Origin of the sequence: Mucilaginibacter sp. (assembly GCF_965201005.1) — a bacterium.
Classification (GTDB): Bacteria; Bacteroidota; Bacteroidia; order Sphingobacteriales; family Sphingobacteriaceae; genus Mucilaginibacter_A.
On the sequence record NZ_OZ241747.1, the window covers coordinates 3,198,030 to 3,209,820 of the forward strand.

Below are 11,791 nucleotides of genomic sequence, written 5' to 3' on the forward strand. Positions count from 1 at the left end.
GAAATCAAAATTTATCAGCTATTTTGCGGTTATGCCAATGGATTTTGTACCGGTTGTCAACCATCAGTTTTCCGGCCTGGTCTGGAAGCTGGAGGTTGATGCAGCGCGGGAACTTATTTTTGTTGAAACCAGGGATCAGGAAAACCAAACGGCCGCATTTTCTTCCTTCAGCCTAAAAACTGGCGAAAATTATTTTACGGATTTGGTTTTGGAGGAAAAATGGCTGATCGGGATGGAAGGCGCACGCAGCGGAATGCTGTTTTTACATGGTTATTTTTCGGCACAAAGCCCGGAACATAAAGCGCTGATTGCGTTAGATGCTTTTTCAGGGAAGCAGGTTTGGGCGGATTATAATTTATCGGCAGAAGCATTTACCAAAGCCGGTTTGCTGGCTGCCGATCAGCGGTTTCAAACCAAAAAAACGGTTTTGCTGGATTATCAAACCGGCCGGGTTTTGCAAAAACCAGATCAGTTGCAGAAAGATATCCAGCAAATACAAAATCCGCTAATGCTTCTTTTAGCACCTAAAATTTTGTCTGAAATAATTTTGGGTGAAATTGCAGGGGAAATTAGCTGTTTAAACCATAACCCGTACTTAATTATATCTTTGCACACGCAAAAAAACGGCGTTTTGCAACAGCTGCTTTTCATCCTGGAAAACGAAGAAATTGTTTATCAGGATTTATTGAACGGGCAGATACAAAAGTTGCAGCCCGAAGCGTTTATGATAGTCAATAATTATTTGATCTACCTGAAAAACAAAAATATCCTGAAAGTTTTAACCCTCAATTAGGAATTAAAAAATGATAAAAATCAAATATCTGTGTGTTGTGCTTGTTTTTACGGTTTCAACATCAGTTTTTGCAAAACCGCTGGCAGATTCTGTAGGCATAGAAAACCAGAACGGCAAGATGATCATCCTGCACAAACTCGACCCAAAAGACAATTATTACTCGATCGCGAGGCGTTATAATGTGCGGCCGAAAGACATTATTGACTTTAACAACAATGCCAAAATGCAAATCGGTGCGATCATAAAAGTGCCGACCGATCGTCCGTTCAACACCAATTCTTCACCGGTAAAAACAGCATCAACACCAAACCCTTCTCCGCAAAAAACCAGTACAACGGTTGCAGATAATTTGCCAGCAAACAGCACTTCGCCGGAATATACACAGTACAAGGTTTCGGCCGGGGAAACGCTTTATGCCATTTCGCGCCGTTTTCAGGTTAAGGTGGATGATATCATCAGCTACAATAATTTAAAAAGCAGCAACCTTTCTGCCGGACAGATTCTACGCATCAAACGGGAAGAACCCCCGGCACCTGCACCGGTAATTGCGTCGCCCCCGATAGAAAACACTACTGTGGCACGGGACAATACGTTGCGGAAAGATTCTGTGCGTATGACTAATTCATCTGACAGTTCTAACCGCCGCTTGCCTAATAACCGTTACGGCCTTACCGAAAAAAACGAAAAAGGGGCTGCTGTTTGGGTTGACGACCCGAATTTAGACCCGAAAAAGAAGTATGTGCTGCACCGCACGGCCCCGATTGGTACAATTATCCGCATTACCAACCCAAACACCAATAAAACTACTTTTGCCAAAGTGGTGGGCAGTTTTACCGAGAACGAGACCAACAAAGATGCAATTGTGGTGATGACGAAAGACGTAGCGCAATCGTTAGGGGCGATAGACAAACGGTTTTATGTAACAATGAGTTACGGCAGCCCGAACCCAAATGAATAAACCTTATGTAATTGGTATTGCGGGCGGAAGCGGATCTGGCAAAACCTTTTTTTTGAACTGTTTTTTAAAGCATTTTTCTGCGGAGGAGGTCTGTTTGATTTCGCAGGATGATTATTATATCCCGGTTGCAGAAGGGATGACGGCCGAAGAAAATAAACTGTACAATTTTGATCTGCCAAAAACCATTGATGCCGAAGCATTTATGGCCGATGCGCAAAAGCTTTTGAACCATCAAACCGTTTACAAAAAGGAATATACATTTAACAATGCGGCTGCTGTGCCCAAGATGCTGGAGATCAAATCTGCCCCGGTGATTATTATCGAAGGTTTGTTTATCTTACATTTTAGGGAGCTGGCCGAAATACTGGACATGAGGATTTTCATCGACAGTGAAGAAGAAATTGCACTGCACCGCCGTTTAAAACGCGATTTGCTGGAACGCGGATATTCTGAAGAAGATGTGCGCTACAAATGGAGCAACCACGTAATGCCTGCTTACAAGGAATATTTGCTGCCATATAAACTGGTTTGCGATAAGGTTGTAGTCAACAATACGCAAATTGCAGAAGACATTGTTAAAGTTACGCAGGAAATTTCTAAAGAAGTCCGGGGCAGGGTTTTAATTTAGACAGATGCTTCTTTTACCGCTATAAAACCGGCAAACCAGGCTCTCAAAACAAACTTTGCGGATAAATAGCTGCTTCTTCATTACATCAGCATAAGCACAAACAGATAAAAATTAGTGTGGCCCGGGCTGCGCTTAATGCTGTTTATGGCAAAACTGCTTTAGGATTTAACCTTTCGTTTTAAAAGCTAAAGGATTGGCATATTTTGCACAACCGGCATTTTTTTGGCAAACTGGTTTTACTGGTTTTTTATGGAAAGAACATAAAATATCCTTCAGTTTAATAACAAAATTTAGGGCATAAAAGAAGCATTTGGATAACTTTGCGGCTTGCTGCTGCGCCATCTTCCGGGATGATTTATGTGTGATCAAATCATCGGTTTTTTGTTTTTATGACTAAAAAATACACCTTTCTTCTTGTTGGTTTATTAAGCTTCCGGTTCGTTTCGGCACAAAAAACCGATACTTTAAAAAATCTGCCAGAAGTAACCATCAAAGCTTATCTCAGTCAGCAGCCTTTGCTAACCGTGCCGGCGGCAGTTGGCACCATAAATTTTCAGCAACTACAAATGCAGCCCGATTTTTCACTCGTTCCGGCCGTCAATACCATTCCGGGTGTGCGGATGGAAGAGCGTTCGCCGGGCAGTTACCGCCTGTCAATCCGTGGCAGTTTGCTGCGTTCGCCGTTTGGGGTGAGGAATGTAAAGGTTTATATGGATGAATTTCCGCTCACGGATGCTGGTGGAAACACCTATTTGAACTTGCTGGTCCTGAATTCGATCCAAAACATCAACATTTTGCGCGGGCCGGACGGAAGTTTGTACGGTGCCAATTCCAACGGTGTGGTTTTGATTGACCCTTTTGGCAACCGGCAGCAGCAAAGTTCGGCTTCGGTTGGTTTTGATGCCGGTTCGTACAACAGTTACCACGAAAATATAGCGGTAAAAGAAGTATCGAAAAACAACCAGCTTAATATCAACCAAAGCTGGCAACAGGCAGACGGTTATCGGCAAAACAGTGCTTTAAAACGAAATTTTGTACAAGCTTCCGACAGCTGGACGTACGCGCCGAACGGACAGTTGAAAGCTTTGTTTTTTTATTCAGATCTGAAATACCAGACGCCGGGCGGTTTAACGCTGGCGCAATATCTGGCCAACCCAAAATCTGCACGACCGGCAACGGCCACTTTGCCCGGCGCGGCAGATCAGCAGGCAGCCGTTTATAACAAAACGATTTTTGGCGGGATTTCCAACGAAACCTATTATCTGCCAAACTTAAAACATGTTTTTGCAGTTTACGGAACGCACACCAACTTTGATAACCCTTTTATCACCAATGAGGAAGTCCGGCTGGAAAACACCATCGGTTTGCGCACTTATTTTGAATTGAGCAGCAGGGAAAAACAAGCGGATAATTTTAGCTGGAATTTGGATTTAGGCACGGAAATGCAGCAAACCCGGTCCAACATCAACAATTACGACAACAATCGTGGTAACCGCGGTAACTTGCAGGCAGCCAGCAATATCCTGACGAAACAATCTTTTTATTTTACACGTTTTGCTGCTACTTTAATCAAAAAAATACACATAGAAACAGCATTAAGTTTGAACAATTATCAATATGATTTTACGGATGTAAGTTCTGCAGCCGGAAACAATCGCTTTAAACCGGTGCTGATGCCGCGTGTGGCTTTATCTTATCAGTTAACCCGGGATTTTGCCTGGCGTGCAACCATTAGTCGCGGTTATTCTACACCGGCCACTGCAGAAGTTCGGCCGAGTAGTAACATCATCAACACCAGTTTGCAGGCAGAAAAAGGTTGGAATTACGAAATCGGCCTGCGCAAACAAAGTGCAAATGCCCGTTTTAACCTGGATGCGGCATTATTTTATTACCGTTTGAACCAAGCAATTGTGCGAAGATTGAATGATGACGGAACCGAATTTTACCTGAATGCCGGCGGCACCAATCAGGCCGGATTAGAAACTTCGGCCAGTTTAAAAATCATCCAAAACAATACTACTGGTTTTTTAAGAAGCTTAACTGTTAGCAACAGCCTGACTTTAAGCAAGTTCCGTTTCCGGGATTATTTTAATGCCGCTTCAAATTATTCGGGCAATAAACTTACAGGCGTTCCGGCAACGGTTTCTGTAAGCCAGTTAAACGTGACTTTCCCGGCACGCTTGTACTTCTTTTTGCAGCATAATTATACTTCCAAAATTCCGCTTGATGATGGCAACAGGGCTTTTGCAAAGACTTACAACCTTGTTCAAACCAAAATTGGCTGGAACAAAAAACTCGGCAGAAAAACTATTTTAAATGTTTTTACCGGAATTGATAACCTGCTGAACCAGCATTACAGTTTAGGAAATGATTTGAACGCGGTTGGCTTGCGTTACTATAATGCCGCACCGTTGCGTAATTGGTTTGCGGGCGTGCGGGTTCAGTTTTAAACAAAAAAGCGATACTGTTTTTATCGGTATAAAAACAGTATCGCCCTCAAAAAAAAATATTTTAACTTATTGCTTCGCGAAATTATAAACCACGTAACCCGTTTTGCCGCCATAGTTAACAGGCGATTTTAACGTCATGGTGTTGCCGGTTTGTGCTGTAACCAACAAGCGGTAACCTTCTTCTACATTCTTCGGTTTATCTTTGTCGTACAGCTTTTTAAACTGAAATTCCGGTCCGCTTGTACCATTTAAAAACGACCAGTAAATATTTTGCGTAGTGCCAACCGGGCAGCCAGAACCAGGATTATTGATCGTAAAAGAACCATTTCCGCTGTTGGTTAGTTTCCAGATACTGTTTTCAAAGCATGTGTACGGAGCCGTGTTAAAAACTGATTGCACGCTGCCATCAAGCAAACCTTCCAAACTGACTTTTGTAATGCCCCAGTTACCAGAAATTTTTCCGCGTGAAATGGTTGAACCGCCTTTCATGGACGAACAAGCAGAAAATAATGCTGCGATCATCAGTACAGCTACTGTTTTTAAGATTGTTTTTTTCATATTGATTTAAGTTTATTGTTTAAGATGAATTATTTTTTTAGTTCAGAAATTAAACGGACAAACCAATTTTTTGTTGGTAAAAGAAGCATCCCGCTTTTTCTCAAGTTTTGTTCCGCTCGATCCAGGATTGATAAATTTCCTGAAAAACAGTTTCCAATGGTTTGGTAATTTGCCAGTTGGGATAATGCGCTTTCATTTTCCGCAAGTCACTGTAATAGCAAATATGATCACCAATGCGGTTGATTTCGCTGTAACTATACTTCATTTCTTTTCCGCTGATGTTGGAAATCAGGTCAAAAGCTTCCCAAATTGAGCAGGTGTTATCTTTTCCACCGCCCAGATTATAAACTTCTGCCACACGCGGCGCGGCAATAAATTCTTCAATAAAACGTGCCACGTCGTAAGAATGGATATTGTCGCGGACTTGTTTCCCTTTGTAACCAAAAACGGTATATGGTTTTTCTTCCAGATTACATTTGATGAGATAACTTAAAAAGCCATGCAATTCTACGCCAGTATGGTTTGGCCCGGTGAGGCAACCACCGCGCAAACAAGCAGTTGGCATATTAAAATACCGGCCGTATTCTTGCACAGAAATATCCGCAGAAACTTTGGAAGCCCCAAAAAGCGAATGTTTGGTTTGATCGATGCGGAAGTTTTCGGGGATGCCATATTCAAATTTCGGATCAGCATAATCCCAGCGTTTTTCCAGTTCTTTCATTTCGATTTCGTTTGGCGCATCACCATAAACTTTATTGGTTGACATGTGAACGAACGGAATTTCGGTACTGTATTGCCGCGTCGCCTGCAGCAGATTAAACGTGCCAACCGCATTCGTATCAAAATCATCAAAAGGAATATCGGCCGCGCGATCATGGCTTGGTTGCGCCGCTGTATGCACGATGGCGTTTGGTTGGATTTGGGCCACCAGATCGATCACGCCTTTGCGGTCGCGAATATCCAGTTCGTGATGGAAAAAAGATTTAATGCGGGATTTTAACCGGCTTTCGTTCCAGCGCGTATCACCATTCGCCCCAAAAAAAACCGCACGCTGGTTATTATCGATTCCGTGGATTTCCCAGCCCAGATCAGCAAAATGAATGCAAACTTCGGAACCGATCAAACCGGATGAGCCGGTTACCAATAATTTTTTCATATATGAAGTATCATCAGTTTTTATGCAATTAAAACTAAAAAGTTTCAGCAAAAACGTTGTATTTACAATCTGCCATCGGTTAAACCGGCAGGCAATACTCCTTTTACATCATAAATTACGGCATTGTTACTTTTTAAATTTTTCAAATCCCAATCTTTAAATTCCTGATGTGCAACAGCAAGCACAATGGCATCATAATTATTTTTTAATTGTTCAGGCTGATTAAAAGTGGCAAAACCATATTCCTGTTGCACTTCTTCCGGATCGGCCCAAGGATCATAAACCGCTAAATCAGTTTCAAACTCTTGGAAAACACGGATAATATCGATCACGCGCGTATTGCGTACATCAGGGCAATTTTCCTTAAAAGTGAAACCCAAAATCAGGATTTTAGCACGTTTAACGGCAATATCTTTTTTCACCATCAGCTTGATCACTTCCGAAGCAATGTACGCGCCCATGCCATCGTTTAAGCGGCGGCCGGCCAATATAATTTCCGGATGATAACCAACTTCCTGCGCTTTTTGTGCCAGATAATACGGGTCGATACCAGTACAATGGCCGCCGACCAAACCGGGCTTAAATTTCAAAAAATTCCATTTGGTACTGGCCGCTTCCAAAACTTGGCCGGTATCAATGCCCATCAAATTAAAAATTTTGGCCAGTTCGTTCACAAAAGCAATGTTGATATCGCGCTGCGAATTTTCAATCACTTTTGCCGCTTCCGCCACTTTAATACTTGGCGCGAGGTGTGTTCCGGCTACAACAATTGATCGATATAACTCATCTACAAAAACCGCAGTTTCAATGGTAGAACCGGAAGTTATTTTTTTGATGTTGGTTAAAGTATGTTCTTTATCGCCTGGATTAATTCTTTCGGGAGAATATCCTGCAAAAAAATCTTTGTTGAAGATCAAGCCGGAAGTTTTGGCCAGGATCGGCACACATTCATCTTCGGTAACGCCGGGATAAACAGTGGATTCATAAATCACCAAACCGCCTGGTTTCAACGCCTCACCAACCAGCACAGATGCTTCTTTTATCAGCCTTAAATCAGGGCGATTGTGCTTATCTGTCGGCGTAGGCACGGCCACGATAAAAACGTTACAATCTTTTAATTTTTCTGCTTCTGAAGTGCACAAAAGTTTTCCATGCGGAAGCAAAACTTCCTGTAAATGTGCAGGTTCCACTTCCCGGGTGCGATCAAAACCGGTCAATAAACCATCAATTCTTTTGCTGCTGATATCAAACCCGATTACTTCAAATTTTTCCGCAAAAGCAACGGCCAGCGGCAAACCAACGTAACCCAAACCAATTATGGCAATTTTAATTTGCACAGGTTTTTGATAGATAAAAGAAGTATCGTTTTCGCTTGAACCGGGCATTTTAGAGTCGGATTTGGCAAATATATTAATTTTAGGTAAGCAAAAAATTACCTGCTAAAAACAGTATTGGTTTGCAGCCATCAGGAATTATAAATTTGATATACTCCTTTTACGATATTTTTTTCGGCATCGCCCACCAAAACCGTTGCTATTTTTTTCTGGATCATCAGGGTTTCGGCTTCACTAATAAACTCATTATCAGCAATAATAATGGGTTTGGGGTTGAAAATATCCTGAATTTTTATTTGTGAAGTATCCGGGAACCGAACCAATCCGCGCCGCAAATCGCCATCGGTAACAATTCCTTCCGCATGGTTTTCATCGCCCACAATCACCAAACCCAAACGCCCTGCCGACATGGTCAAAATTAGGTCGGTAAAAGAAGCATCAGGTTTGATAAAAGGCAGATTGTCTGTCCGCATCAAATCTTTTACGCGCGTGATCAACTTCCGGCCCAAACTTCCGCCGGGATGAAAGCGGGCAAAATCCTCCTGTAAAAAATTCCGGGCTTCCATCAAAGCAATGGCCAGCGCATCGCCCAAAACCAGCATCGCCGTGGTAGAAGAAGTTGGTGCCAGTTGCAGCGGACAAGCTTCCTGCGTAATCATCAGTTTTAAACAACAATCCGCGTTTTTGGCCAATGTTGATGCGGGGTTTCCGGTGATGGCAATCAACTTATTTTGATGCCATTTTAAAAACGGGACCAGTTTCAGCACTTCATCGGTTTCTCCGGAGAAAGAAATTAAAATCAATACATCCGAATGGCTGATGATGCCCAGATCGCCATGGAAAGCTTCGCTTGGGTGCAAAAAATAAGCAGGCGTACCGGTACTATTTAAGGTGGCCACAATTTTTTTGCCGATCAAACCGGATTTGCCGATCCCGGAAACGATTATTTTGCCTGCGGAATTTAAAATGAGTTCTGTTGCGTAGTCAAATTGTTCATCCAGCTGATGGGCAACCTGTTGCAACGATTCTATTTCGACCTGAAAAACCCTACGGGCAATGCTCAACCGGCTATTTTCCATGCGCAAGTTCGCTGATCAAATCTTCCAAATCACTTAAATACAACATGTTTGGCCCATCACTTAAAGCATGGTCAGGATCAGGATGCGTTTCGATAAAATAACCGTTTGCGCCAAAAGCTTTGGCCGCCCGCGCCATCAAAGGCACAAATTTGCGGTCGCCGCCGGTTTTGTCGCCCGCGCCGCCCGGCCGCTGTACAGAATGCGTGCAATCCATACAAACCGGATAGCCAAACGCTTTCATATCATCCAAATTCCGGAAATCTACCGCCAAGTTGTTGTAACCAAAACTGTTACCGCGTTCGGTCAAAATCACCTGGTTGTTGCCTGCTTCGGCTACTTTTTGAGCCGGATAAAACATATCATGACCGGACAAAAACTGCGCTTTTTTGATGTTGACAATTTTACCGGTTTCGGCAGCAGCCACCAACAAATCGGTTTGCCGGCACAAAAAAGCCGGGATTTGCAAAACATCAACAACTTCAGCAGCAATTTTGGCCTGAAAAGGTTCATGAATATCGGTAGTAACCGGCAAACCAAAAGTATCTTTTACAGCTTGCAGCATTTCCATTCCTTTTTCCAGACCCGGCCCGCGGTAAGATTTAATTGAAGTACGGTTAGCTTTATCAAAAGAAGATTTAAAAATAATGGTTACACCTAACTTTTCGCGGATTTCAACCAGTTTTTCTGCCACTAAAAACAGTAGTTCGCGGTTTTCCATCACGCAGGGGCCGACAATGAAAAAGGGTTTGGTTTGGAGGAGGTTGTAATCCATCAGCTTAAATTAATAAAAACCAAAGATAGATTAATGAGTGAAATTATGTCCGGAAAAATCTATTATGATGTTTCAACAATACTTCTTTTACCGGTTAAATTATCTGCTGTACGGATATTCGTTAACCCAATGAAAACCACGGCTCATTAATGGAAAAGAAGCAGTGTTATTTTTGCGCAAGTTAACAAGCAGCAATTTATGGCTGGAAAGATTTATGCTGGACAAAACAAGCTGATCGGGCATTTTATATTCATAAGTAAATTCGTATTGAAGATTATTATTACCGGAACTAAACAGAATTATCTTTTTATTAACACGATCAACATTGCATAAAAATATTAAAGTTTTGTTGTTGGACAACTCAACTTTTACAGAATCAAATAGGATATCAACCTTCTTCCAAGTTACAGAATCAGTATTGTTGATTTGGGTATTTAAGTCAGTTTGTTTAATACTTTCTACCTGAAACTTGCCATAAATTTTGAAATCGTTTCTATGGGTAAAGTAATTGGCACATACCGGGATTACGAGATAGATGATCAGCCCATATTTGCAAATAGTTAGCCAAATACTGTGTTTTTTGCCATTGAACGAACCAAGATTGACCGGTTGGGTTGCTTTGTTGAGCAGAAAAAAATTGAGAAAACGTTTTGCATCTTTCAAAATCAGAAAGAAGCTCATTGACAATAATATAGTAGAAAATATTTTCACCGGCACATCAAAAAAATAATTGACTGCCACAATGTTTGCTGTTACCGTAAGCGTAATTATCGCACCTAAAGCAACCGTTCTACGAAAAAGCAATAACAAACCGCCCAAAGCTTCTGCCATTCCCATAAAATACTTATAACCAGTTGAATAGGAAAAAAATGCCCAGGCAAGTCCCATTGGGGAAGATTCGCCGTAAGTTTTTTTTAAACTGTACTCTGAAAGATCGCCAAATTGCATGTTGAAAAGCTTCATTAAGCCGTAAGAGATCATCCAAAAACCCAGATAAAACCGGATTAACACACTTAAAAAATAAAAGAGCTTTTGATAATTTGATCGGTTTCTATCCAATACCGACCAGATAATTGCACCGATCACAGCCGCCAAAACAACACCAAACAGTGTGATATAATTGAATGTTGTATCTCCACTTCCGGTACTGAGTGGTTGGGCTACTTCTTTTCCGTTTAATAATAATTTTCCCAACCACAATACAGAAAAGTTTAGTGGTTTTAGGAGAATACCATAGATAGAATTTACTAAAGGCATTGAACCGTTCCGGAAAACAAAGATTATCAAAACGTATAATAGGAAAAATAACCTGAACAGTATTTTTTGAAAAAACGACCAATCAGAAACTGCTAAATTTTCTTCTTTCATCATACTGATGTTTACAAATTTATCTTTGTAATATTACAAATTAACGTCAATAAAAAGCCCTCCGGAATAAATCCGGAAGGCTGAAACCTGTACGATAAAAACAGCATTTATATTACCCAAAAAACAAGTAATTGCGTGTAAAAAACCTGAATCGTTTGCTCAGTTTTTTTGAATTTAAAAGCTTTTTATTTTTACTACATCTGTTTTACAATGCTTCTTTTACCACCTATAAATTGGTGAAGTATAATTTGCTTTTGTAAGCAGGTAGCACAACGCACCAAATTTATAGTGCTAAAAGAAGCATCAGTTTTTTTTCAGAAACAAATTTGGACAGGCTCTTAAAAATCGAACTTAAAAACATCGTTCATATTGTTGCTGGAGGTGGTGCTCACCTTTAAATCGGTGATAAAACCGGTGCTCAGTTCGTAAACCCAGCCGTGCACGCTTAGTGTTTTGTTGTTTTCCCAGGCATTCTGGATGATGGAGGTTTTGCACAGGTTGTTTACGCCTTCCATTACATTGTATTCTACCAATCGGTTGGCGCGCTCTTTTTCATCGCTGATCAAATCCAGCTCGAAGGCGTGCAAACGGTAAATATCTTTGATATGCCGAAGCCAGCTGTAAATAATACCATAAGTCAACACTATTTCGTTCAAACATTCCAACTAACTCAAGGAAAGGGAACTGTTTAATAT

The 11,791-nt window shown here is 41.4% G+C and carries 11 protein-coding genes; 4 read left to right on the top strand and 7 right to left on the bottom strand.

The features are described 5' to 3' along the window. The first annotated feature begins 31 nt into the window (after positions 1–31). The 4 genes from ACOFKR_RS14605 to ACOFKR_RS14620 all read left to right on the top strand — a co-directional run bounded on the left by ACOFKR_RS14605 (position 32) and on the right by ACOFKR_RS14620 (position 4,829). Positions 32–793, top strand: a complete 762-nt coding sequence (locus ACOFKR_RS14605) for a DUF4905 domain-containing protein (RefSeq protein WP_419801543.1) — start codon at positions 32–34, stop codon at positions 791–793. Between the two features lie 10 nt (positions 794–803). Beyond that, positions 804–1,751 carry a DPBB and LysM peptidoglycan-binding domain-containing protein gene (locus tag ACOFKR_RS14610; protein ID WP_419801544.1) on the top strand — a complete coding sequence of 316 codons (948 nt, stop codon included), beginning with the start codon at positions 804–806 and terminating at the stop codon, positions 1,749–1,751. Continuing rightward, on the top strand, positions 1,744–2,379 hold the full coding sequence (locus ACOFKR_RS14615) for a uridine kinase family protein (protein WP_419801545.1): 636 nt from the start codon (positions 1,744–1,746) through the stop codon (positions 2,377–2,379). The genes ACOFKR_RS14610 and ACOFKR_RS14615 overlap by 8 nt, the downstream gene beginning before the upstream one ends. Positions 2,380–2,768: 389 nt before the next feature. Beyond that, positions 2,769–4,829, top strand: coding sequence for a TonB-dependent receptor (locus tag ACOFKR_RS14620; protein WP_419801546.1), 2,061 nt, complete (start codon positions 2,769–2,771; stop codon positions 4,827–4,829). A gap of 66 nt (positions 4,830–4,895) precedes the next feature. Here ACOFKR_RS14620 and ACOFKR_RS14625 read toward each other — a convergent pair whose 3' ends face one another. From ACOFKR_RS14625 to ACOFKR_RS14655, 7 genes are all read right to left on the bottom strand, one after another. Further along, on the bottom strand, positions 4,896–5,387 hold the full coding sequence (locus ACOFKR_RS14625) for a hypothetical protein (protein WP_419801547.1): 492 nt from the start codon (positions 5,385–5,387) through the stop codon (positions 4,896–4,898). A gap of 100 nt (positions 5,388–5,487) precedes the next feature. Next, the gene (locus ACOFKR_RS14630) at positions 5,488–6,543 is read right to left on the bottom strand and encodes an NAD-dependent epimerase/dehydratase family protein (protein ID WP_419801548.1); all 1,056 of its coding nucleotides are present in this window, start codon (positions 6,541–6,543) and stop codon (positions 5,488–5,490) included. A 62-nt stretch (positions 6,544–6,605) separates the two neighbouring features. Further along, positions 6,606–7,928 carry a nucleotide sugar dehydrogenase gene (locus ACOFKR_RS14635; protein WP_419801549.1) on the bottom strand — a complete coding sequence of 441 codons (1,323 nt, stop codon included), beginning with the start codon at positions 7,926–7,928 and terminating at the stop codon, positions 6,606–6,608. Between the two features lie 80 nt (positions 7,929–8,008). Further along, entirely contained in the window at positions 8,009–8,956 is a 948-nt protein-coding gene (locus tag ACOFKR_RS14640) for a KpsF/GutQ family sugar-phosphate isomerase (RefSeq protein ID WP_419801550.1), read from the bottom strand. Continuing rightward, positions 8,946–9,728: a 3-deoxy-8-phosphooctulonate synthase gene (gene kdsA, locus ACOFKR_RS14645; RefSeq protein ID WP_419801551.1), complete on the bottom strand. Its 783-nt coding sequence runs from the start codon at positions 9,726–9,728 to the stop codon at positions 8,946–8,948. Before kdsA ends, ACOFKR_RS14640 begins: the two co-directional genes overlap by 11 nt. A gap of 99 nt (positions 9,729–9,827) precedes the next feature. Next, complete coding sequence (locus tag ACOFKR_RS14650; protein ID WP_419801552.1) at positions 9,828–10,922, bottom strand: DoxX family membrane protein; 1,095 nt, start codon at positions 10,920–10,922, stop codon at positions 9,828–9,830. Positions 10,923–11,434: 512 nt separating this feature from the next. Beyond that, positions 11,435–11,752, bottom strand: a complete 318-nt coding sequence (locus ACOFKR_RS14655) for a carbonic anhydrase (RefSeq protein ID WP_419801553.1) — start codon at positions 11,750–11,752, stop codon at positions 11,435–11,437. Between the last annotated feature and the right edge of the window lie 39 nt (positions 11,753–11,791).